The organism is Pseudomonas frederiksbergensis, assembly GCF_003732665.1.
In the GTDB taxonomy this organism is placed as follows: Bacteria; Pseudomonadota; Gammaproteobacteria; order Pseudomonadales; family Pseudomonadaceae; genus Aquipseudomonas; species Aquipseudomonas frederiksbergensis_G.
This window is the reverse complement of the sequence record NZ_MOBP01000013.1, coordinates 130,495-154,089: the sequence shown is the minus strand read 5'-3', so window position 1 is coordinate 154,089 and position 23,595 is coordinate 130,495. Positions and strand designations below refer to the sequence as shown.

The 23,595-nt window shown below is 59.9% G+C and carries 21 protein-coding genes; 8 read left to right on the top strand and 13 right to left on the bottom strand.

The window, feature by feature from the left end; translation table 11 throughout:
- Positions 1-28 precede the first annotated feature (28 nt).
- From BK665_RS21135 to BK665_RS21125, 3 genes are all read right to left on the bottom strand, one after another.
- On the bottom strand, positions 29-2,059 hold the full coding sequence (locus BK665_RS21135) for a pyridoxamine 5'-phosphate oxidase family protein (protein WP_123408574.1): 2,031 nt from the start codon (positions 2,057-2,059) through the stop codon (positions 29-31).
- 48 nt (positions 2,060-2,107) lie between these two features.
- Positions 2,108-2,734, bottom strand: a complete 627-nt coding sequence (locus tag BK665_RS21130) for a glutathione S-transferase family protein (protein ID WP_123408573.1) — start codon at positions 2,732-2,734, stop codon at positions 2,108-2,110.
- Between the two features lie 247 nt (positions 2,735-2,981).
- Positions 2,982-3,881, bottom strand: a complete 900-nt coding sequence (locus BK665_RS21125) for a LysR family transcriptional regulator (RefSeq protein ID WP_123408572.1) — start codon at positions 3,879-3,881, stop codon at positions 2,982-2,984.
- Between the two features lie 147 nt (positions 3,882-4,028).
- Between BK665_RS21125 and BK665_RS21120 the strand changes: the two genes are divergently transcribed.
- From BK665_RS21120 to BK665_RS21095, 6 genes are read left to right on the top strand one after another with little or no spacing between them, the layout of a single operon-like run.
- Positions 4,029-4,652, top strand: coding sequence for a CDP-alcohol phosphatidyltransferase family protein (locus BK665_RS21120; protein ID WP_123408571.1), 624 nt, complete (start codon positions 4,029-4,031; stop codon positions 4,650-4,652).
- Positions 4,653-4,680: 28 nt separating this feature from the next.
- The gene (locus BK665_RS21115; protein ID WP_123408570.1) at positions 4,681-6,438 is read left to right on the top strand and encodes a bifunctional alpha/beta hydrolase/class I SAM-dependent methyltransferase; all 1,758 of its coding nucleotides are present in this window, start codon (positions 4,681-4,683) and stop codon (positions 6,436-6,438) included.
- On the top strand, positions 6,435-7,745 hold the full coding sequence (locus BK665_RS21110; protein ID WP_123408569.1) for a phosphatase PAP2/dual specificity phosphatase family protein: 1,311 nt from the start codon (positions 6,435-6,437) through the stop codon (positions 7,743-7,745). Before BK665_RS21115 ends, BK665_RS21110 begins: the two co-directional genes overlap by 4 nt.
- Positions 7,735-8,190: a hypothetical protein gene (locus BK665_RS21105; RefSeq protein ID WP_123408568.1), complete on the top strand. Its 456-nt coding sequence runs from the start codon at positions 7,735-7,737 to the stop codon at positions 8,188-8,190. Before BK665_RS21110 ends, BK665_RS21105 begins: the two co-directional genes overlap by 11 nt.
- 11 nt (positions 8,191-8,201) lie before the next feature.
- Positions 8,202-8,822: a lysophospholipid acyltransferase family protein gene (locus BK665_RS21100; RefSeq protein WP_123408567.1), complete on the top strand. Its 621-nt coding sequence runs from the start codon at positions 8,202-8,204 to the stop codon at positions 8,820-8,822.
- Position 8,823: 1 nt separating this feature from the next.
- Complete coding sequence (locus tag BK665_RS21095) at positions 8,824-9,756, top strand: phosphatidate cytidylyltransferase (protein ID WP_123408566.1); 933 nt, start codon at positions 8,824-8,826, stop codon at positions 9,754-9,756.
- 75 nt (positions 9,757-9,831) lie between these two features.
- Here the strand turns inward: BK665_RS21095 and glmS are convergent, their stop codons facing one another.
- Both glmS and BK665_RS21085 read right to left on the bottom strand, forming a co-directional pair.
- Positions 9,832-11,667, bottom strand: coding sequence for a glutamine--fructose-6-phosphate transaminase (isomerizing) (glmS, locus tag BK665_RS21090; RefSeq protein ID WP_123408565.1), 1,836 nt, complete (start codon positions 11,665-11,667; stop codon positions 9,832-9,834).
- A 1-nt stretch (position 11,668) separates the two neighbouring features.
- A complete protein-coding gene (locus tag BK665_RS21085) occupies positions 11,669-12,445 on the bottom strand; it encodes a DeoR/GlpR family DNA-binding transcription regulator (RefSeq protein WP_123408564.1) in 777 nt (258 codons plus the stop codon).
- 150 nt (positions 12,446-12,595) lie between these two features.
- Between BK665_RS21085 and shc the strand changes: the two genes are divergently transcribed.
- Both shc and idi read left to right on the top strand, forming a co-directional pair.
- Positions 12,596-14,581: a squalene--hopene cyclase gene (gene shc / locus BK665_RS21080; RefSeq protein ID WP_221179269.1), complete on the top strand. Its 1,986-nt coding sequence runs from the start codon at positions 12,596-12,598 to the stop codon at positions 14,579-14,581.
- 3 nt (positions 14,582-14,584) lie between these two features.
- Positions 14,585-16,189: an isopentenyl-diphosphate Delta-isomerase gene (gene idi / locus BK665_RS21070; RefSeq protein WP_259699643.1), complete on the top strand. Its 1,605-nt coding sequence runs from the start codon at positions 14,585-14,587 to the stop codon at positions 16,187-16,189.
- A 98-nt stretch (positions 16,190-16,287) separates the two neighbouring features.
- On the opposite strand, the gene glmU is transcribed toward idi, so the two are convergent.
- The 8 genes from glmU to atpE all read right to left on the bottom strand — a co-directional run bounded on the left by glmU (position 16,288) and on the right by atpE (position 23,461).
- Entirely contained in the window at positions 16,288-17,655 is a 1,368-nt protein-coding gene (glmU, locus tag BK665_RS21065; protein ID WP_123408563.1) for a bifunctional UDP-N-acetylglucosamine diphosphorylase/glucosamine-1-phosphate N-acetyltransferase GlmU, read from the bottom strand.
- A 117-nt stretch (positions 17,656-17,772) separates the two neighbouring features.
- Positions 17,773-18,198, bottom strand: a complete 426-nt coding sequence (locus BK665_RS21060; protein ID WP_123408562.1) for a F0F1 ATP synthase subunit epsilon — start codon at positions 18,196-18,198, stop codon at positions 17,773-17,775.
- A 45-nt stretch (positions 18,199-18,243) separates the two neighbouring features.
- Complete coding sequence (atpD, locus tag BK665_RS21055; RefSeq protein ID WP_123408561.1) at positions 18,244-19,623, bottom strand: F0F1 ATP synthase subunit beta; 1,380 nt, start codon at positions 19,621-19,623, stop codon at positions 18,244-18,246.
- Positions 19,624-19,650: 27 nt separating this feature from the next.
- On the bottom strand, positions 19,651-20,511 hold the full coding sequence (gene atpG / locus BK665_RS21050) for a F0F1 ATP synthase subunit gamma (protein WP_123408560.1): 861 nt from the start codon (positions 20,509-20,511) through the stop codon (positions 19,651-19,653).
- A gap of 50 nt (positions 20,512-20,561) precedes the next feature.
- On the bottom strand, positions 20,562-22,106 hold the full coding sequence (gene atpA / locus BK665_RS21045; protein WP_008155713.1) for a F0F1 ATP synthase subunit alpha: 1,545 nt from the start codon (positions 22,104-22,106) through the stop codon (positions 20,562-20,564).
- 21 nt (positions 22,107-22,127) lie between these two features.
- Positions 22,128-22,664: a F0F1 ATP synthase subunit delta gene (locus BK665_RS21040; RefSeq protein WP_123408559.1), complete on the bottom strand. Its 537-nt coding sequence runs from the start codon at positions 22,662-22,664 to the stop codon at positions 22,128-22,130.
- A 12-nt stretch (positions 22,665-22,676) separates the two neighbouring features.
- The gene (locus BK665_RS21035) at positions 22,677-23,147 is read right to left on the bottom strand and encodes a F0F1 ATP synthase subunit B (protein ID WP_008027535.1); all 471 of its coding nucleotides are present in this window, start codon (positions 23,145-23,147) and stop codon (positions 22,677-22,679) included.
- A 56-nt stretch (positions 23,148-23,203) separates the two neighbouring features.
- Positions 23,204-23,461 (bottom strand): F0F1 ATP synthase subunit C, encoded by a 258-nt coding sequence (gene atpE, locus BK665_RS21030; RefSeq protein ID WP_002555987.1) that lies wholly within the window; start codon positions 23,459-23,461, stop codon positions 23,204-23,206.
- Between the last annotated feature and the right edge of the window lie 134 nt (positions 23,462-23,595).

Here is a 23,595-nt window from a genome sequence, read left to right as displayed (position 1 = left end):
CCCGCACTGGTTGACGCAAAAACGCTGATTACAAATCCAATACCAACGGCTCCAAACTCCTGGCCGGAATCGCACAACAAATCAGCACCTGCCCCTCATCCGGCACCTCGGCGGGAGGCTGTGGATAATTCACCTGGCCGCTGATCAACCGGGTCTTGCAGGTCCCGCACGACCCACCACGGCAACTGAATTCCGGGCGCAAGCCACGACTTTCCGCCAACTCCAGCAAGCTGCCACCGTCCGGTTGCCAGCGCGCCTCTTTGGCCGAACGCTGGAACACCACCGGCACCGACGTCGTCGCGGCTGGCGGTTGTTCGATGACGATGGCATCCGGGTCCAACCGCCGACGCAAGGTCGAGGGGCCAAAGGTCTCGGCGTGAATCCTTGAATCGTGGATATCCAGTTCCCGCAGGCTGTCGTACATGCCTTGGGTAAAGGCGCCCGGTCCGCACAGGACAAAATCCACTTCGTCGAAATCCTCGACCTCCAGCATGCCGTGCAGCAACGCCATATCGATGCGTCCAGTGAGGTCAAAATCCTCGCCCTCCCGCGCCTCGGCTTCCGGTTGGCTGAGCAGGCGCACCACACGCACCGTGTCGCCGGCGCCTTCCAGTAAACGATCCAGTTCGGCGCGGAACGGTTGATCCGCCAAGCTGCGCGAACTCTGGAAGAGCCAGGTCGGCCGGATGCGTCGGGTGCGCCAGCCCTGATAAACCACCTCGCGCACCATCGACAGCAGCGGCGTAATGCCGACCCCAGCGGCCAACAACACTAATGGCCGACGCTCATGGGGCGCCACGGTGAAGTGCCCTTGGGGCGCCCGGGCTTCCAGCACATCGCCGACGCGGATTTGTTCATGCAGGTGGGAAGACACCAAGCCGTCGCGCTTCACGCTGATGCGGAAAAAATCATCGGACGGCGCACTCGACAGGCTGTAGGTGCGGATATGCACGTCATCGCCAATCTTGAAGCGCAGCGGTAAATGCTGCCCGGCCTGGAACACCGGCAACCCGGCACCGTCGGCGGGCTCCAGATAGATCGAGCGGATGTTCTGGCTCTCCGCTTCGATGCGCGCCACCCGCAGCGGCCGCCAGGCATCGCCCAAGGCCTGGGCTTGCAGACGCGCGGCGGCTTGCTCCCAAGTGCCGGTCATCAAACTGTTGGGCGACATCCCATCGAAACGCCAGCGCAGGGCCAACGCCGCCGGGCGTCGCACGACACGTTCCACCTCCAGCGTCCACAAGCGCTCGGCACCCTGGAAGGCCTCGATTTGCGGGCCGTCGAGGATGACTTCAGCACGACCGCTGAGGTGCAGCAGGTCGCCAGAATTGAAATCGATAAACAGCAACCCGGCCCTGGGATTGACCAGCAGGTTGCCCAGGGTGTTGAAAAACAGATTGCCGGCAAAGTCCGGGATAGTCAGGCGATTGCCCTCGACACGAACAAAACCGGGCTGGCCGCCACGATGGGAAACGTCCACCGAACGACGGTCATCGACGTCCACATAGCTGGCAACGAACAAGGTATCGGCCTGGGCGATCATCGCCCGGGCGGCGTCATCCAGCCCGTCGAGGTGTTGCGCGATGCGGGTCGATGGGTCCGCCAGCGGCACCGACCGAAACTGCCGCAATTGAATGTATTGCGGGCAGTTACCGTACGACTGTTCCACCGAGACGCCGAAGCCGTTGGCCGTCATGGCGCCCACCCGGCCGTTGAGCCGGTTGCGGCGCCGGGTGTGCAACTCGATGCCCAGCAACCCAATGGCGTCCCCGGCGTGCAATTGCGCCGGGTCGTCAGCGGCCGGCAAGCGTTCGAACTGCAACCCGGCAGGGTCAGGAGAGTGCGCGAAGCCCGGTGGCCCTTCGAGAATGCTCGCCCAGGGATGACCATCGGCATCGACCGCGCCGTACAGCATGAACGGCAGTTGCTGATAGAACTGGCGATGCTGGTCCGGCATTTCGCTGCGAATCACCCGGCGGCCCAGGGTTTCCATTCGCTCGGCAACACCCACATGCTCCTGCAACTGTTTCTCGCCAGCGTGCCACGGTGAATGTTCCATAACGGCTTCTCCCCTGCGCCCGGGCGCAGTGTGAACAGCTCAAGAGTGTCAGGCGCTTTGTTGCAGGCCGACGGCGGTGCGCGGCATGCCGACAAACCCGGGCAAGGCTTCGATCCGCGCCAGCCAGGCACGCACGTTGGCGTAATCGGCCAGGGACACGTTGCCTTCCGGCGCATGGGCGATGTAGCTGTAGGCCGCAACGTCGGCGATGGTCGGCTCATTGCCCACCAAGTACTCGGAGTGGGCCAGTTCCTGATCCATCACTTTGAGCAGGTCGTGGGAGCGAGCGATCACTTCCTCAGCGTTATAAGACGCGCCAAACACCGTAATCAGCCGCGCCCGGGCCGGGCCAAAGGCAATTTGCCCCGCCGCCACCGACAACCAGCGCTGCACCTTGGCGGCACCGACCGGGTCGGTCGGCAACCAGCGGCCATTGCCATATTTCTGCGCCAGGTACATCAGGATCGCGTTGGAATCGGCCAGCACCACGCCTTGATCATCCAGCACCGGCACCTGGCCAAAGGGGTTGAGTGCCAAGAACTCCGGCTGCTTGTGCGCGCCGTTGGCCAGATCGACGAGGATCAGCTCGGTCGGCAGTTGCAGCAGGGACAGCATCAACTCGGCACGGTGAGCATGGCCGGAGCGGGGAAAGTTGTAGAGTTTGATGGCGTGCATGAGCGGCTCCGCTGGGTGGTGGCGCCGATCAGGAAATGATCAGCACCGATGGCACGCATCATCTACCTATTGCCAAAACAACAGAATTACCAGCAGATGCAATCCATTGTTTCACTCAGCGCAATAAACCAACACGCTTTCCCCTGTAGGAGCAAAGCTTGCTCGCGAATGCGGTAGGTCAGCCAACAGCGATGTTGAATGATCAATCGCTTTCGCGAGCAAGCTTCGCTCCTACAGGTTTTGCGCCTTACCTTAAGGCCGGGTGATCACGCAGCGCCTGCACCGCAAAATCCACAAAACTGCGAATCCGCGCCGGGGCCTTGCGCCCGCCCTGGTACACGATGTGGATCGGCAGCGGCGGCAACTCGAACTCCGCCAACACGATTTCCAGCTCACCGCTCGCGACTTTGCTCGCCACTTGATAGGAAAGCACCCGCGTCAGGCCCAACCCCAGACTTGCCGCAGTGATCGCTGCCTGATTGGCGGTGACCACCAGCCGTGGCTCCGGACGCACGCTGAGGGGCTGGCCTTTATCCAGGAACGGCCAACTCCTGAGTTGCCCGATGGAGGACGTGGCCACCACCGGCGCGCCGGTCAAATCTTGCGGGTGCCGGGGCCGGCCATGGGTGTCGAGATAGCCCGGCGATGCGCAGATCACCCGTCGCACCTCGCCGACCCGAATCGCGTGCTGGTTGCTGTCGGGCAACTCGCCGATGCGCACAGCGACATCGATGCCCTCCTCGACCATGCTCACCACGCGATCCACCAGCAAGCCGTTGATCGTGACGTCAGGGAACTGATTGAGGTAATTGACCATCAACGGCGTGACAAACAGCTCACCGAACAAGACCGGCGCCGTGACCGTCAATTGCCCACGGGGCTGGGTGTGGCTGCCGGCGGCGGAATCCTCGGCTTCCTGCACCTCGACGAGGATTCTGCGGCAGTCCTCCAGGTAACGCTGGCCCGCCTCGCTCAGATGCACGCTGCGGGTGGTGCGCGTCAGCAACGGCGTGCCGATGCGTTGCTCCAGCGCCGCCACTGCGCGGGTGACGCTGGCCGCCGACATTCCCAAACGGCGCGCCGCCGCCGAGAAGCCTTGGTCCTGGGCGACGGCGGCGAACACCTGCATTTCCTGAAAGCGGTCCATCGGTGAACTCCTGAGCACAACAATCGCGAGCCAACAATGTCCGATCGGACCTGGATTTCGCTGGAAGATGGGTTTTACTGGCATTCTGATTATTGTGACGTATAACCCTGAACGTTCACCCGTTCAATTGCCGAGACCATCCCCCCGATGCCCTCCATTTACCAGCTTAAACCGGCGTTCCAGAACCTGTTGCGTCCGTTGGTGCAGCGATTGTTCGATAACGGCACCACCGCCAACCAAATCACCGTGCTGGCCGGGGTGATTTCGCTGGTGGTGGGCGTTGCGATTGCCTGTTTCGCCCAGCATCTTTGGGTGTTTGTATTGATTCCGCTGTGGATGATCCTGCGCATGGCGCTGAACGCCATCGACGGCATGCTCGCCCGGGAATTCGGCCAGCAATCGCGCCTGGGCGCCTACCTCAATGAACTGTGCGATATCGTCGCCGACTGTGCGCTGATCCTGCCGTTTGCGCTGATTCCCGACGTGAGCGTGTTGATTGTGCTGTTGGTCACGCTGCTGGCGCTGTTCAGCGAGTACAGTGGCGTGCTTGGGCCGATGGTCGGTGCATCGCGCCGGTATGACGGGCCGATGGGCAAAAGTGATCGTGCATTTGTACTCGGTGTTTTGGCCACCGGCATCGCCATTGGCTGGATCAGCGCGGTGTGGATTAACGTTGTGTTTGGGGTGATCGCCGTCCTGCTGGCTTACACCTTGGTCAACCGGGTCCGTCAGGGCCTCAAAGAAGTGCAGGAAAACGCACCCTCGGCCTAAGGCCCTACCCCAGCATATGGAGCATGCAATGCGCGAAACCCAGAATCAGACCTTCACCACCCACGACGGCGTCGAGCTGTTCTACCGTCACTGGCCGGCCACCGCCGCCCATCCGGGCGAGTCGCGCAAGGCTGTGCTGCTGTTTCATCGCGGCCATGAACACTCCGGGCGCATCGCCCACCTGGTGGATGAACTGGATCTGCCGGGTTTCGACTTCTTTGCCTGGGATGCCCGGGGCCATGGCCAGTCGCCCGGTGCTCGGGGCGACAGCCCGAGTTTCGCCACCAGCGTGCGCGATGTGCAGACGTTCTGCGATCACCTGAACACCGTCCACCAGATCGACGAAGAAAACATGGCGGTGATCGCCCAGAGCGTCGGCGCCGTGATCGTCTCGACCTGGGTCCATGACTACGCGCCGCGCATCCGCGCCCTGGTGCTCGCCTCGCCAGCGTTCAAGGTCAAGCTCTACGTGCCGTTCGCCCGCCCCGGCCTGGGGTTGATGCGCAAGTTTCGCGGCAACTTTTTCGTCAACAGCTACGTCAAGGCCAGGTTCCTCAGCCACGACCCGGAACGCGTGGCATCCTACGACAGCGATCCGCTGATCACCAAGGCGATTTCGGTAAATGTGTTGCTCGGCTTGTACGAAGCCGCCGACCGCGTGGTGGCCGATGCCCAGGCAATCCAGGTGCCGACCCAGTTGCTGATTTCCGGCTCGGACTTTGTGGTGCACCGCAAACCTCAGGAACAGTTTTTCGAACGCCTGGGCAGCCTGAAAAAAGAGAAACACATCCTTCCGGGCTTCTTCCACGACACCCTCGGCGAACGTGATCGCGCCGTGGCCGTGGCCAGCGCCAAGCGTTTTATCCTGCAAAACTTCGACTACCCGCTGGACCGCGCCTCGCTGCTCGACGCCGACAAGATCGGCCTGACCTGCGCCGAATCCGAATCCCTCGCCGCGCCGCTGCCACACAACTCGCTGCGTGACCTGTACTGGCGCATGACCCGCGCCAGCATGCGTTTGGGCAGCAAACTGTCCGAGGGCGTGAAACTCGGCTTCGACACCGGTTTCGACTCCGGCAGCACCCTCGACTACGTGTACCGCAACCAGCCCACCGGCAAGGGCGGGCTCGGGCGGATGATTGACCAGAATTACCTGAACTCCATCGGCTGGCGCGGCATTCGCCAGCGCAAACTCAACGTCGAAGAACTGCTGCGCCTGACCATGACCAAGCTGCGCGACGAAGGTCGCCCGGTGCGCATCGTCGACATCGCCGCCGGTCATGGCCGCTACATTCTCGAAGCGTTGCAGGGCGTGAGCCCGTTGCCGGAATCGATCCTGCTGCGCGACTACAGCGACATCAACGTGCGCGACGGTGGCGCATTGATCCGCGATAAAGGCCTGGGCGACATCGCGCAATTCGTGAAGGGTGACGCGTTTGACCGCGCCGACCTCGCCGCGCTGGACCCAAAACCAACCCTGGCAGTGGTGTCCGGGCTGTACGAATTGTTCGCCGACAACACGATGGTCGGCGGTTCGCTGGCCGGTCTGGCCGAAGCGGTGGAGCCCGGTGGTTATCTGGTCTACACCGGCCAGCCGTGGCACCCGCAACTGGAACTGATTGCCCGCGCCCTCACCAGTCACCGCCAGGGCCAGGCCTGGGTGATGCGTCGGCGCAGCCAGGCGGAAATGGATCAACTGGTGGAAGCAGCGGGTTTCCGCAAGATCACCCAGCGTGTGGATGAATGGGGGATCTTCACCGTATCCCTCGCGCAACGGGTGCAATGATGCAGGGCACGCCTAGAGAAGCAGGGCTGCTAAAACCGGCGGTGCTCTGGCTGCTGGTGCTCGCGCCGCTGTTTTTCGCCAGCTACGGCTTTGCCACCTGGGTGACCAATCAGCGCAGCGATGTCGGCACGTTCGTGTTCGGTTGGGAAAGTGCCATGCCATTCTGGGCGTGGACCATCGTCCCCTACTGGACGATTGACCTGCTGTACGGCTTTTCCCTGCTGCTGCCCAACAGCCGCCACGAACTCAAACGCCACGCCTTGCGCCTGTTGAGCGCGCAAGTGATCTCGGTCAGTTGCTTCCTGCTGTGGCCGCTGCGCTTCACCTTTGAACGGCCCGAGCTTGACGGCGTATTCGGCTGGCTGTTCGCGGTGCTGGCCGGGTTCGACAAGCCGTTCAACCAGGCGCCGTCGCTGCACATCGCGCTGCTGGTGATTTTGTGGGTCATGTACCAACGGCACTCCCAAGGCGTGTGGCGCTGGTTGGTGCATGGCTGGTTTGCCTTGATCGGGATTTCGGTGCTGACCACTTATCAACATCACTTTATCGACTTACCCACAGGCGCCCTCGCCGGTTGGCTGTGTGTGTGGCTGTGGCCAGTGGATCGTCCCAGCCCCTTGGGCAGTTTGCGCTTGGCCAAGGATCCGAAACGCTGGCGCCTGGCCCTGCGCTATGGACTTGGCGCGGCGGTCCTCGCCATTGCGGCGTTCGGTTTGGGCGGTGGAGGGTTGTGGCTGATCTGGCCCGCCGTGGCGTTGCTGTTGGTGGCGCTGAATTACGCAGCCCTCGACGCCGCCGGGTTTCAGAAACGCGCCGACGGCCGTTTGAGCCCGGCCGCACGCTGGTTGTTTGCGCCTTACGCGGCGGCGGCGTGGATCAATTCACGGCTGTGGACTCGCAAGCATCCACAGCCTGATCAGGTTGTGGATAACGTTTGGCTCGGCCGACTGCCGGGTGCTGATCAGTTGGCGCCGTTCAAAGCGGTGGTCGATCTTTGCGCCGAGCTGCCGCTCAACCCACGGGGTCGCGCCTATCAAAGCATTCCGGTCCTGGACCTGACCGCGCCGAGCACCGAACAATGTCTCGCCGCAGCCCTGGCGATTGAGCAACTGCGCCAGCAAGGTCCGCTGTTGGTCTGCTGTGCGCTGGGTTATTCGCGCAGCGCCACGGCGGTGGCGGCGTGGTTGCTGCGCAGCGGCCGAGCGAACACGGTCGATGCCGCCGTGGCGATGATCAAAGCCGCACGCCCGCACGTGGTGTTGCACCCGGCCCATCGCCAAGCCCTGGAGCATGCCTATGCCGGTTGATATGGAATTGCACGTGGTCGCCAGCCTGTTGCGCCGGGGCCGCGCCCTCGATCAGTTATCCACAGGGATGACCTTGCTGGGTGTAGTGTTCGGTTTGCTGCAACTGCTGTTGATCACCCCGGTGGCGCTGGGCCTGCTGCTTAGCGGTTGGTTGATCGTCCTGGGTCTGCTGCAAAAATACTGGGCCCTGCGCGTCGCGTTCGACGCGGACTTGTTTGACGCCGTCGCCCAAGACGCTGACGCCGTGCCGCACCGCACTGTCGATCTCGATCAAGCCCTGCAAAGCCTCGGCCTGCAACCGGCCAACCGCGCCGGCCGGCCCTGGAGCGAGCGTCAGCGCGGAGCGCTTAACCTGTTGCGCAAACAGGCTGTCCTGGTCGCTGCCCAGGTGCTGCCCACCTTTGTCGTCATCCTGGCCAGCCCTTGGCTTCCCCTCGCCGGATAAGGAAATCGTTTATGTTCGAACCTGTGGTCGCCACGCTCATTACCTCCATGGCCCGCACCGTCACCGGCGCCCGTAGCCTGTGGATGGGTTGCGCGCCGGAACCGGTGCAGCGCATTTATTTCGCCAACCACAGCAGCCACGGCGATTTCGTGCTGCTTTGGGCTTCGCTGCCGCCGGCCCTGCGCAAACTCACGCGCCCGGTGGCCGGCAGCGACTACTGGAATAAAAGTGCCGTGCGCCGCTACATCATCAGCCGCGTGTTCAATGGCGTGCTGATCGACCGTGAACGCAAGGACCCTGTGGATAACCCCTTGCAGCCGATGCTCGATGCTTTGGAGAGAGGCGATTCCCTGATCATCTTCCCCGAGGGCACGCGCAATCTTGAAGACGGACTGCTGCCATTCAAAAGCGGTCTCTACCACTTGGCAAAAAGTTACCCACAGGCCCAAGTGATTCCGGTGTGGATCGCTAACCTCAACCGGGTCATGCCCAAAGGTCGGGTGCTGCCGCTGCCGTTGCTGTGCACCACCAGTTTCGGCGCACCGCTGCAATTGGAAGACGACGAGAGCAAAGAACACTTCCTGACACGCAGCCGCGAGGCGCTGCTGGCCCTCGCCCCGGAGCATTCCTGACATGGATCGACAAACCCTGATGCTGTTCGGCGGGATCGGCCTGATCCTGGTTCTGGCTTCGCTGATTGGCCTGATTCTCAAACTGCGCACCCGTGGTTCGCCGAACCCGGTTGTGGATAACCTCAATGCCCGCATCAATGCCTGGTGGGTGATGGTGGTGGTGATCGGCATCGCTTTCTGGCTCGGCACCGGCGCGGTGATCCTGCTGTTCTACGCGGTGTCTTTCTACGCGCTACGGGAATTCCTCACGCTTACGCCCACCCGGCGCAGCGACTACCCGGCGCTGGTGGCGGCGTTTTACCTGGCGCTGCCGCTGCAATACCTGCTGATCTATTTCGATTGGTATGGGCTATTTTCGATCTTTATCCCGGTGTACGTGTTCCTGCTGCTGCCAATCCTCGCGTCCCTCGGTGGCGACAGCACGCACTTCCTCGAACGGGCGTCGAAAGTGCAGTGGGGCCTGATGATTGCGGTGTTCTGCGTATCGTTCGTACCCGCCCTGCTGACCCTGGATATCGTCGGCTATGAAGGCCGCAACCTGCTGCTGATCGCCTATCTGGTGATCGTGGTGCAACTCTCGGACGTGTTGCAGTACGTGTGCGGCAAGCTGTTCGGCAAACACAAAATCGCCCCCAACCTGTCGCCCTCGAAAACCGTCGAAGGCTTCGTCGGTGGCGTGCTGCTGTCGTCGCTGATTGGCGCGGCGTTGTGGTGGACCACACCGTTCAACCCATGGCAGTCATTCCTGATCGCGCTGCTGATCAACCTGCTGGGCTTTGCCGGCGGCATCGTGATGTCGGCGATCAAGCGCGATCGTGGCGTGAAGGACTGGGGGCACATGATCGAAGGTCATGGCGGGATGCTGGATCGACTGGATTCGGTGTGCTTTGCGGCGCCGATCTTCTTTCATTTGGTTCGGTATTGGTGGACGTGAACTAGCCCGAATCCCGGACAAAAAAAGACCGCAGCCTGAGCTGCGGTCTTTTTGTTTACGCCTGCTGTGGATAACTTATTCCACAGTCACCGACTTCGCCAGGTTGCGCGGCTGGTCGACGTCGGTGCCTTTCAATACCGCCACGTAGTACGACAGCAGTTGCAGCGGGATGGTGTAGAGGATCGGCGACAGGATGTCGTGGATGTGCGGCATCTGGACGACGTGGGTGCCTTCGCCATTGCTCATGCCAGCCTTTTCGTCGGCGAAGACGATCAGCTCGCCGCCACGGGCGCGGACTTCCTGAAGGTTGGATTTCAACTTCTCCAGCAGTTCGTTGTTCGGCGCCACGGTGACCACCGGCATGTCGTTATCCACAAGCGCCAACGGGCCGTGTTTCAGCTCGCCGGCCGGGTAGGCTTCGGCGTGGATGTAGGAGATCTCTTTGAGTTTCAGAGCGCCTTCCATTGCCACTGGGTACTGCGCGCCGCGACCGAGGAACAAAGTGTGGTTCTTGTCGGCGAACAGCTCGGCGATTTTTTCCACGGTGCTGTCCATCGCCAGGGCTTCGCCCAGACGGGTCGGCAGGCGACGCAGTTCTTCGACCAGCGTCGCTTCGACGCCCGGGGCCAACGTACCGCGCACTTGGCCGAGGGACAGAGTCAGCAGCAGCAGGCCCACCAATTGGGTGGTGAAGGCTTTGGTCGAGGCCACGCCGATTTCACGACCGGCCTGGGTCAGCAGGGTCAGGTCGGATTCACGCACCAGGGAGCTGATGCCAACGTTGCAGATCGCCAGGCTGGCGAGGAAACCCAGTTCCTTGGCGTTGCGCAGGGCGGCCAGGGTGTCGGCGGTTTCGCCGGACTGGGAGATGGTGACAAACAGGGTGTCGGGTTGCACCACGACTTTGCGGTAGCGGAATTCGCTGGCGACTTCGACCTGGCACGGGATGCCGGCCAGTTCTTCGAGCCAGTAACGGGCAACCATACCGGCGTGGTAGCTGGTGCCGCAGGCAACGATCTGCACATTGCGCACCTTGGCGAACAGCTCGGGCGCCTCGGGACCGAAGGCTTGCACCAGGACTTGTTGCTGGCTCAGACGCCCTTCCAGGGTGCGTTGCACCACCGTGGGTTGCTCGTGGATTTCCTTGAGCATGAAGTGACGGTACTCGCCCTTTTCGGCGGATTCGGCGTTGTCGCCGTACTGCACCGCTTCGCGTTCAACGGCTTTGCCGTCGATGTCCCAGATTTGCACGCTGTCGCGGCGAATCTCGGCGATATCGCCTTCTTCCAGGTACATGAAGCGGTCGGTGACCTGGCGCAGGGCCAACTGGTCGGAGGCGAGGAAGTTTTCCCCCAGACCCAGGCCAATCACCAGCGGGCTGCCGCTGCGGGCCGCGACCAGTCGATCCGGTTGATCGGCGCTAATAACCGCCAAGCCATAGGCACCGTGCAACTCTTTAACGGTGGCTTTGAGGGCCACGGTCAGGTCGTGCAGGTCCTTGAGTTTATGTGCCAGCAGGTGGGCAATGACTTCGGTGTCGGTGTCCGAGGTGAACACGTAACCCTGGGCCTTCAACTGTTCGCGCAGGGCTTCGTGGTTTTCGATGATGCCGTTGTGCACGACAGCCAGGTTCTGCCCGGAGAAATGCGGGTGGGCATTGCGTTCACAAGGCGCGCCGTGGGTGGCCCAACGGGTATGGGCGATGCCCAGGCGACCGATCAGCGGCGTGGCGGCCAGGGCTTGATCCAGCTCGCTGACTTTGCCCGGACGGCGGACGCGATCGAGGATCCCGTCATTGGTGAAAACCGCCACACCGGCGCTGTCATAGCCACGGTATTCCAGGCGCTTCAGCCCTTCGAGCAGGATGGCGGTGATGTTACGTTCTGCGACGGCGCCGACAATTCCACACATGCTATTTCTCCTGACTGACAGCCGCGAGGATCAAATTGATACCGCGAGCCTGAATCTGATCCCGTGCCTCCAGCGGCAGGCGATCATCGGTAATAAGGGTATGGACGCTGCTCCAGGGCAGTTCCAGGTTGGGAATCTTGCGGCCGATCTTGTCGGCCTCGACCATGACGACGACTTCCCGGGCGACTTCAGCCATCACGCGGCTCAACCCCAGCAGTTCGTTGAAGGTCGTGGTGCCGCGGATCAGATCGATGCCATCGGCACCGATGAACAACTGGTCGAAGTCGTAAGAGCGTAGTACCTGCTCGGCGACCTGCCCCTGGAAGGACTCTGAATGAGGGTCCCACGTGCCGCCGGTCATCAACAGCACCGGTTCGTGCTCCAAATCGCTCAAGGCACTGGCCACGTTCAAGGAATTGGTCATCACCACCAGGCCGGGCTGCTGGCCCAGTTCCGGGATCATGGCGGCGGTGGTGCTGCCGCTGTCGATGATGATCCGTGCGTGCTCTCGAATCCGCGAGACGGCGGCGCGGGCAATGGCTTGCTTGTATTTGGAAACCGGCTGGCCGAGGTCAGCGACCAGTTCCTGAGGCATGGTGATCGCGCCACCGTAACGGCGCAGCAGCAGGCCATTGCTCTCAAGGGCCGCCAAGTCCTTGCGAATCGTAACTTCCGAGGTTTCAAAACGTTTGGCCAACTCATCCACACTGACTTCACCCTGCTCATTGAGCAAGGCGAGGATGTTGTGGCGGCGTTGTGGTGTATTGCGCTTCGACATGAGCTGGTAAGTTTCGATTCGAAAGATAACGAAAGCAATCAAACCCTATCGGCGAAACTTCGTCAAGGGGGGCTTTGGGGCATCGAGGGGTGACTTTTATGATGACCACTCATCGCAACTGTTATTTCTGACAGTTACAACGCCCGGGCAATGACGTTTTTAATCTCTGTAGACATGGGCACCGCCATGACACAGAGCCTTCCCTCAATGAACACTCGCGTTAAGCACGGACTGAACAACGCCTTGAGCGCCCTGCTGGATAAACAGCAACCCGACGGCCATTGGGTATTCGAATTCGAAGCCGATGCAGGGATGACCGCCGAATATGTGTTGCTGATGCATTTTCTCGGAGAACCGCTTCAGCAATCCTTGCAGGACAGGCTCGCGCGTTATCTGCGAGCGCAGCAACAGCCACAAGGCGGATGGCCGTTACTGCAAGGGGGCAGTTTTAACCTCAACGTCAGTGTCAAAACCTACTTTGCGCTCAAACTGCTCGGCGATGCGCAGGACGAGCCGCACTTGCAACGTGCTTGCACGCTTATTCGCCAGCACGGCGGGGCCGCGAACTGCAACGTGGTAACCCGCATCTGGCTGGCCTTGTACAACGTCATTCCATGGCGTGTATTGCCCCTGATTCCCGTGGAAGTGATTTTGCTGCCACGCTGGTTTCCGTTTCATCTGTCGAAGATTTTTTGCATTCCTCGCCTGTTCACGGTGGCTTTTTCCGTGTTGCAGGTCTTGCGGCCCACGGCGCATAACCCCCTGGACGTCGGCATCACCGAACTGTTTATCCACCCGGCAGACGAAACCACACCCTTGCCCGCGGCGCCCCACCAAAACCGGGCCTGGTTTGCCTGTTTTTCCGCGATTGATCGTTTTTTGCACCGCATCGATCCGTGGCGTCCCAAAGGTCGACGCAAAAAAGCGCTGGAGACAGCGGAGGCGTACGTCACCGGACAGCTCAATGGCGAAGATGGCTACGGCGCGGCATTGCCAACCATCGCGATCAGCTTGGTCGTGCTTCAGGCCCTGGGTTATCCCCGTGACCATTTCGCGATGCAAACAGCGCGCAGCGCCTGCGAAAAACTGCTGGTGGTGTCAGAGCGCCAGGCTTACTGCCAACCTTGCGTGTCGCCCATTTGGGACACGGCATGGGTCTGCCGGGCATTGCTGGAATCCGGTCATCCGCAAGGGTTGGAGGCGGCGCTGCGCGGCCTCGACTGGCTCAAACAACGGCAGATACTCGATGTGTATGGAGGCTGGGCGGTGGCCAGGCCTCACCTGCGCCCTGGCGGTTGGGCTTTTCAATACGCGTTGCCCAATCATCCCGATGTCGACGACACCGCTCTGGTCGCGACCGTCATGCACAGGGCAATGCAGGTCCATCCCGGCGCTCACTACGGCGAGTCGATTGCCAGGGCGCAGGAATGGGTGCAGGGAATGCAAGGTCGTCAGGGGGGATGGGGCGCCTATGAGGCTGACAACACCCAGTATTACCTCAACAGCATTCCCTTCGCCGAACACGGCATGATGATTGATCACCCCACTGCCGATGTCAGCGCCCGTTGCCTGGCCATGCTCGGGCAATTGGGCGCAACGCCGGTCTCAGAGGGCGCTACTGGCGATGCACTGCGTTACCTGTTGGCAGAGCAAGAAACAGATGGCAGTTGGTATGGTCGCTGGGGCATCAACTTCATCTATGGCACCTGGTCCGCCCTGGAAGGGCTTGCCGCCACGGGTTACGACCCCTTTTGCGAAGCCGTTCAAAAGGCTCGCCACTGGTTGATCCTGAAGCAAAACGAGGACGGGGGCTGGGGCGAAGATACCCATGGCTACTCCCTGGAATACCCACGTCACCGCCCTTCGGCTAGCACCCCCTCGCAAACGGCATGGGCCTTGTTGGGGTTAATGGCGGCCGGTGCCGTGGGGCATCCCGTCACGGCAAAAGGCATTGACTACTTGCTCCGGTCGCAAAAAAAAGACGGAACCTGGACTGACCCCCATGCCACCGGCACCGGCGTACCTCGAGTGCTTTATATGAAGTATCACGGCTATGGGTTGTACTTTCCGATGCTGGCTCTGGCACGCTACTGCACATTGAGCCGGGCACGGGTATCAGCGACTGAGGTGGTTTGAAGCATGGAAGAATCACTGATACTGGTGGATCACAATGATCAGCAAATCGGCACCGGACTCAAGTTACCGGTCCACCGTGAAGGGCTGCTGCACCGCGCATTTTCTCTCTTCATCTTTGATCGTCACGAGCGCTTGCTGCTGCAACAACGTGCGCAGACCAAATACCATTCGGCAGGCTTGTGGACCAATTCATGTTGTGGCCACCCGCGTCCCGGCGAAAGTACCGCGCAAGCTGCCCACCGTCGGCTCGAAGAAGAGATGGGCTTCGATTGTCCGCTGGAGAAGGTCACGACGCTTATTTACAAGGCACAGGTCCCGGGCAATTTGATCGAGCACGAATTCGATCATATTTACATTGGCCGGTTTGACGGAGATCCCCAGGTAAACCCCGACGAAGCCTCACACTGGCGATGGATTGAAACATCGGAGTTGTTGCAATGGATCGACGCCGAGCCCGACGCTTTTACTACCTGGTTCAAAACCATCCTCAACGACCCCGGCTGTAAGCTCGAACAATGGAAGTCACAAGAACACTCCAGTCTCCACATCGACCCTGTCCGCTATCAGGATCTAATCCTCGCTCAAGTGTCGCGCACCTTTGCCTTGACCATCCCCCAACTGCCTGCCGAGCTTTATCCAGCCGTCACCAACGCCTACTTGCTCTGTCGGATAGCCGACACCATCGAAGATGAGCCGGGGCTTACTGCCAGTCAAAAACGCTATTACGAAAACGCTTACCTCGATGCTGTATCTGGCCGCGCAGATGCTCAGGATTTCAGTGACGACTTGAGCCTTTGGTTGACGGATCAGACCCTTCAAGCTGAACGCGACCTGGTTCGGCACCTGCCGCAGGTGCTGGCCGTCCATCGCACCCTCAAACCCTCTCAGCGAGAGGTCATCCTGCAGTGCCTGAGCACGATGACCCGGGGAATGAGCCAGTTCCAGGAGAAGGCCGGCTTGCAGGGGCTGGGCACCCACCAGGAGCTGGATCATTACTGCTATTGCGTCGCCGGCGTCGTGGGAAAGTTGCTCACGGAGCTTTTCATTGATTTTGACCCCACCCTGTTAGCCCAGCGAGAGAACCTGCATCGGCTGGCCGTTTCCTTCAGTACCGGTTTGCAGTTGACCAATATCGTCAAGGATCAATGGGACGACCGACTGCGCGGTGTTTGCTGGCTACCGCGGGACCTGCTCGCCAAACATGGCGTCCAACTCGCTCAGCTAAACGCCGGGCAAGACGACCCGAACTATGCACAGGCCCTTGCGGAACTGATTGGCACCGCCCACTCCCACTTGCAGCGGGCACTGCAATACGCCCTGCTCATCCCGGCCAGGCATTCGGGCATTCGGCGATTCAATCTGTGGACCATTGGCCTGGCGTTGCTGACCTTGCGTCACGTCTATAAAAATCCCGCCAGGACGGTCAAGGTGTCGCACGCCGAGGTGGCGTGGATTATGCGCCTGACGCGACTGTCCCAGGGCTCGGACCTGGGCCTGCGCATGCTCTACAAAATAGCCTCGCGCTCATTGCCAGTGACACCACTGGGGGCCGACTGGCAATCACCGCCCGGCAGCCCTGATGCAAAAACACCTGTGGATAACCCATAAAAAAGATCGCAGCCTGCGCCAGTTCCTACCCGGAGTTACATTCCCCGATAGGCGCTGCCACAGGCTGCGATCTCTTGATCTGATGAGCTGTGGATAACTCAGCTCTTCTTGATCTTCTCCGGCCGCTTCCAGCCGTCGATGTTCTTCTGCCGCGCCCGGCCTACCGCCAATTGCGCGTTATCCACATTCTGAGTAATGGTCGAACCGGCCGCCGTGGTTGCACCGGAAGAGATATCCACAGGTGCCACCAGCGAGTTGTTGGAACCGATGAACACATCTTCACCCAACACGGTTTTCCACTTGTTCGCGCCGTCATAGTTGCAGGTGATGGTGCCGGCACCAATGTTGGTCCGCGCGCCGATTTCGGCATCGCCCAGGTAAGTCAGGTGACCGGCCTTGGCGCCTTCGCCCAGGTGCGCGTTTTTCAGTTCGACAAAGTTACCCACATGGGCACGCGCCTCAAGCACGGTGCCCGGACGCAAACGGGCAAACGGGCCGGCATCACTGCCTTCGCCCAGAATCGCGCCTTCGATGTGGCTGTTGGCCTTGATCACCACGCCTTTGCGCAAGGTGCTGTCCTTGATCACGCAGTTCGGGCCGATCACCACGTCGTCTTCGATAACGACTTTGCCTTCGAGGATCACGTTAATGTCGATCAGCACATCGCGACCGACGGTCACCTCACCGCGCACATCGAAACGGGCCGGATCACGCAGGGTCACGCCCTGGGCCATCAAACGCCGACCGGCGCGCAATTGATAGTGCCGCTCAAGCTCCGAGAGTTGCTTGCGATCGTTGGCTCCCTGCACTTCCATCGCGTCATGGGGCTGCTCGGTGGCCACCACCAGACCATCGCTGACCGCCATCGCAATCACGTCGGTCAGGTAGTACTCGCCCTGGGCGTTGTTGTTGGAGAGCCGGCTCATCCAGTCGCCCAGGCGTGCAAACGGCACCGCCAGAATCCCGGTGTTGCCTTCGGTGATCGCGCGTTCGGCTTCGCTGGCGTCTTTCTGCTCGACGATGGCCGTGACCTCGCCGTCGGCGTTACGCACGATGCGGCCGTAACCAGTCGGGTCATCCAGCTCAACGGTGAGCAAACCCAACTGCTGCGGCGCCACTTGCTTGAGCAGGCGTTGCAGGGTCTCGACTTCGATCAGCGGCACGTCACCGTAGAGAATCAACACAGAGTCGGATGTGATGAAAGGTACGGCTTGAGCCACTGCGTGGCCGGTGCCCAATTGCTTGTCCTGCAGGACAAAATTCAGGTCATCGGCCGCCAGGCGTTCGCGCACGGCGTCGGCACCATGGCCGATCACCACATGGATGCGCTGTGGATCAAGTTGTCGGGCGCTGTGGATAACATGGCCCAGCATCGAGTTACCAGCAATCGGGTGCAGAACCTTGGGCAGCGCCGAACGCATGCGAGTGCCTTGGCCGGCAGCGAGGATAACGATTTCAAGAGACATGACTGGCTACCAATCCTGGGTGGTCAGCAACTGCGACCGGTTTATGAACATCGGAAAAGAAAAAAGGGTAGCCGAGGCTACCCTTTTTAATCAATCGCACAACAAGCGGCGGCCTGATTAGTGGCCGAACTTCTTGCGGATCTGCTGGACGGTGCGCAGCTGAGCTGCAGCCTCGGCCAGACGTGCAGCAGCAGAACCGTAATCGAATTCCGCGCCGCGTTCATGCAAGGCCTTCTCGGCAGCCTTAACGGCTTCCTGAGCGGAGGCTTCATCCAGGTCGGCAGCACGTTGCACGGTGTCGGCAAGAACCTTCACCATGTTCGGCTGAACCTCGAGGAAACCACCGGAGATGTAAAACACCTCCTCTTCCCCGCCCTGCTTGATCAGGCGGATAGGACCTGGTTTCAGATTAGTGATCAGCGGCGCGTGACCCAGGGCGATACCAAGATCACCCAGTGCACCGTGCGCAATCACCATCTCGACCAGGCCGGAAAAGATTTCCCCTTCCGCGCTGACGATATCGCAATGGACTGTCATAGCCATCTGATTGCCTCAACCTAAATTAGCGCCCGTTGCCGGGCGCCGGGATTACAGTTTCTTGGCTTTCTCGATCGCTTCTTCGATGCCGCCGACCATGTAGAACGCTTGTTCTGGCAGGTGGTCGTAGTCACCGTTGAGGATGCCTTTGAAGCCAGCAATGGTGTCTTTCAGGGAAACGTATTTACCCGAAGCACCGGTGAAGACTTCAGCCACGAAGAACGGCTGCGACAAGAAGCGCTGGATCTTACGAGCACGGTTTACCAACTGCTTGTCGGCTTCCGACAGCTCGTCCATACCCAGGATCGCAATGATGTCCTTCAGTTCTTTGTAACGCTGCAGAACATACTGTACACCGCGAGCGGTGTCGTAGTGGTCCTGGCCGATCACGTTCGGGTCCAGCTGACGCGAAGTCGAGTCGAGTGGATCGACCGCTGGGTAGATACCCAGGGAAGCGATGTCACGGGACAGAACGACGGTGGCGTCCAAGTGGGCGAAAGTGGTCGCTGGCGACGGGTCAGTCAAGTCATCCGCAGGTACGTATACCGCTTGGATCGAGGTGATCGAACCGTTTTTGGTCGAGGTGATACGCTCTTGCAGAGTACCCATCTCTTCGGCCAGGGTAGGCTGGTAACCTACTGCAGAAGGCATACGGCCCAGCAGTGCGGATACTTCAGTACCGGCCAGGGTGTAACGATAGATGTTGTCGACGAACAGCAGAACGTCGTTACCTTCGTCACGGAACTTCTCGGCCATGGTCAGGCCGGTCAGTGCTACGCGCAGACGGTTACCCGGCGGCTCGTTCATCTGACCGTAAACCAGTGCCACTTTGTCCAGAACGTTGGAATCCTTCATCTCGTGGTAGAAGTCGTTACCCTCACGAGTACGCTCACCCACACCGGCGAACACGGAATAACCGCTGTGCTCGATGGCGATGTTACGGATCAGTTCCATCATGTTTACGGTTTTGCCTACACCGGCACCACCGAACAGACCGACTTTACCGCCCTTGGCGAACGGGCAAACCAGGTCGATAACCTTGATGCCGGTTTCCAGCAGGTCGTTGCCGCCCGCTTGTTCAGCGAAGGTTGGCGCAGGACGGTGAATGCCCCAGCGCTCTTCGGTGTCGATCGGGCCAGCTTCGTCGATCGGGTTACCGAGGACGTCCATGATCCGGCCCAGGGTCGCTTTACCGACTGGTACGGAGATGGCAGCGCCAGAGTCGGTGACTTCCAGACCGCGCTTCAAGCCCTCGGTGGAACCCATCGCAATGGTACGAACCACGCCGTCGCCCAGCTGCTGCTGAACTTCCAGAGTGGTGCCGGCATCGCTTTGTACTTTCAAAGCGTTGTAGATGCTCGGTACGCTGTCGCGTGGAAATTCCACGTCGATAACGGCGCCGATGATTTGAACGATACGTCCGCTACTCATAGCTGGATCCTCTGAATATTTGAACCGTTAAACCGCGGCAGCGCCGCCGACGATTTCCGAGATCTCTTGGGTGATCGCAGCCTGACGCGCCTTGTTGTAGACCAGCTGCAAATCGCTGATCAAATCACCGGCGTTGTCGGTAGCGTTCTTCATCGCGATCATCCGCGCAGCTTGTTCAGCCGCGTTGTTCTCGACCACCGCCTGGTAGACCTGCGACTCCACGTAGCGAACCATCAAGCCGTCAAGCAGCTCTTTGGCGTCCGGTTCGTAGAGATAGTCCCAGTGGTGCTTGAGTTCTTGATCCGGGGTTGCCACCAATGGAATCAACTGCTCCACGGTAGGCTGTTGCGTCATGGTGTTGATGAACTTGTTGGACACAACGCTCAGACGGTCGATACGGCCGTCCAGGTAAGCATCCAGCATCACCTTGACGCTGCCGATCAGGTCATTGATCGACGGCTCTTCACCCAGGTGGCTGATAGCGGCTACGACGTTACCGCCGAAGTTGCGGAAGAAAGCCGCACCCTTGCTACCAACAACACACAGATCGATCTCGACGCCGTTTTCACGGTTTACCGCCATGTCCTTGACCAGGGCCTTGAACAGGTTGGTGTTCAAGCCACCACACAGACCACGGTCACTGCTCACCACGACATAACCGACGCGCTTGATTTCACGGTCGAGCATGAACGGGTGGCGATATTCCGGGTTAGCGTTGGCCAAATGACCAATAACCTGGCGGATGCGCTCCGCGTAAGGACGGCTAGCAGCCATGCGCATTTGTGCCTTGCGCATTTTACTGACCGCCACTTTTTCCATGGCGCTGGTAATCTTTTGCGTGCTTTTGATGCTCGCAATCTTACTGCGAATCTCTTTTGCGCCTGCCATGTAACACCTATCAGGTTAGCAAGCGGGAGCCTTGCGGCTCCCGCTGCGGCTTACCAGGTTTGGGTGGCCTTGAACTTCTCGATACCGGCTTTCATGCCAGCGTCGATTTCGTCATTGAAGTCACCCTTCACGTTGATCTTCGCCATCAAATCGGCGTGATCGCGGTTGAAGAAAGCAATCAGCGCTTGTTCGAAGCTGCCGATCTTGGCGATTTCAACGTCAGTCAGGAACCCACGCTCAGCGGCATACAGCGACAGCGCCATGTCAGCGATCGACATTGGTGCGTATTGCTTCTGCTTCATCAGCTCGGTAACGCGCTGACCATGCTCAAGTTGCTTACGGGTCGCTTCGTCCAGGTCAGAAGCGAACTGGGCGAATGCCGCCAGTTCACGGTACTGAGCCAGAGCGGTACGGATACCACCGGAGAGCTTCTTGATGATCTTGGTCTGAGCGGCACCACCCACACGGGATACCGAAACACCGGCGTTCACAGCAGGACGGATCCCGGAGTTGAACATGGCCGATTCCAGGAAGATCTGACCGTCGGTGATGGAAATCACGTTGGTCGGAACGAACGCGGAAACGTCGCCAGCCTGGGTTTCAATGATCGGCAGTGCGGTCAGGGAACCGGTTTTGCCGGTCACTGCGCCGTTGGTGAACTTCTCTACGTATTCTTCCGAAACGCGGGATGCGCGCTCCAGCAGACGGGAGTGGAGATAGAACACGTCGCCTGGGTAAGCTTCACGGCCTGGTGGACGGCGCAGCAGCAGGGAAATCTGGCGGTAAGCCACTGCTTGCTTGGACAGATCGTCATAAACGATCAGCGCGTCTTCACCGCGGTCGCGGAAGAATTCACCCATGGTGCAACCGGAGTACGGTGCCAGGAATTGCAGTGCTGCAGATTCCGAAGCGCTCGCGGCCACGACGATGGTGTTAGCCAGTGCGCCGTTTTCTTCCAGCTTGCGAACAACGTTGGCGATGGTCGATTGTTTCTGACCGATTGCTACGTAGACGCAGAAAATGCCGCTGTTTTTCTGGTTGATGATCGCGTCGATCGCCAGAGCGGTTTTACCGATCTGACGGTCACCGATGATCAGCTCACGCTGGCCACGGCCGACAGGGATCATGGCATCGACAGCCTTGTAGCCAGTCTGTACAGGCTGGTCTACCGACTTACGCCAGATCACGCCTGGAGCAACTTTCTCGACCGCATCGGTCTCGGTGTTGTTCAGCGGACCTTTGCCGTCAACTGGGTTACCCAGTGCGTCGACTACGCGACCCAGCAGTTCCTTACCAACCGGAACTTCGAGGATGCGGCCAGTGCACTTGGCGCTCATGCCTTCAGCCAGAGACTGGTAGGAGCCCAAAACAACGGCGCCTACAGAGTCTTGCTCAAGGTTGAGGGCCATGCCGAAGACGCCGCCCGGAAACTCGATCATCTCGCCGTACATAACGTCGGCCAGACCGTGAATCCGCACGATACCGTCAGATACGCTGACGACTGTGCCTTCGTTACGGGCTTGGGAGGTCACATCGAGCTTGTCGATGCGGCCCTTGATAATTTCACTTATTTCGGAAGGATTGAGTTGCTGCATTGCTCTGCTGCCCCTTCAAACTCAAGATTTCAATGCTTCGGCAAGGCTTGCGAGTTTTCCGCGAACCGAGCCATCGATAACCAGGTCGCCGGCGCGGATGACAATGCCCCCAATAAGGGATTTGTCTTCCTCGACTTGCAGGCGCACTTCCCGGTTGAGTCGTGCACTGAGAACCTTGGCGAGTTTGTCTTGCTGTTCTTGGTTCAATGCAAAAGCACTGGTCACTTCAACGTCTACCGACTTCTCTTGTTCGGCCTTGTACAGGTCGAACAGAGCGGATATCTCCGGCAAAAGCGGGAGACGGTCGTTTTCGGCAACGACGTGAATGAAATTCTGTGCCTTCACATCAAACTTGTCGCCGCACACGTCAATAAACGTGGCGGCCTTGTCTGCGCTCGTCAGTCGCGGGGCCTTGAGCACGCGCTGCATGGTGTCGTCTTGCGACACTGCTGCAGCCAGGCCGAGCATGGCTGACCAAGAGGCCAGTTGCTGGTGGGCCTGGGCGTGCTCGAAGGCTGCCTTAGCGTAAGGTCGGGCCAACGTGGTCAATTCTGCCATGATCGCCCTCGCTTAAATTTCAGCAGCCAGTTTGTTTACCAGCTCCGCGTGCGCGTTTTGATCGATTGTGGCACCCAGGATCTTCTCGGCGCCGCCGACAGCCAGTGCACCCAGTTGGGCACGCAGCGCGTCTTTGACACTGTTCAGTTCCTGCTCGATCTCGGCCTGAGCCTGGACCTTCACACGGTCAGCGTCGATACGGGCCTTTTCAACGGCCTCTTCAACAATCTGGTTACCGCGTTTCTTGGCTTGCTCAATGATTTCGGCTGCCTGAGCTTTTGCTTCGCGCAGTTGCTGACCCGCTTTATCTTGGGCCAGCTCCAGGTCGCGAGCTGCTCGGGCGGCAGCGTCCAGTCCATCCGCGATCTTCTTCTGACGTTCGTGCAAAGCCGCGATGACCGGAGGCCACACGAACTTCATGCAAAACAGTACAAAAATGAAGAACGCAACGGACTGGCCAATCAGGGTTGCATTAATGTTCACGCCAACACCTCGCTCGTTCGTTGCACATCAAACCAATCACTCGAAGGTTCGAGTGATTAGCCAGCGAGTTGACCAACGAATGGGTTCGCGAAGGTGAAGAACAGAGCGATACCAACACCGATCATGGTTACGGCGTCGAGCAGACCGGCAACGATGAACATTTTGACTTGCAGCATTGGAACCATTTCTGGCTGACGCGCTGCGCCTTCCAGGAACTTGCCGCCCAACAGGCCGAAACCAATTGCGGTACCCAGTGCGCCCAGGCCGATCAACAGTGCAACAGCGATAGCGGTTAGACCAACTACAGTTTCCATCTTTCCTCCCGACTTTTACGTCGTATGGTTTAGGTTTTTTAGATTTTAAAGCGGTAAAACAAATCGTTTCATAAGCCCTGTTCGGGCACCCACCCGTTTGACCGGGTGGGACATCAGACTAGTCGAGACTGGTC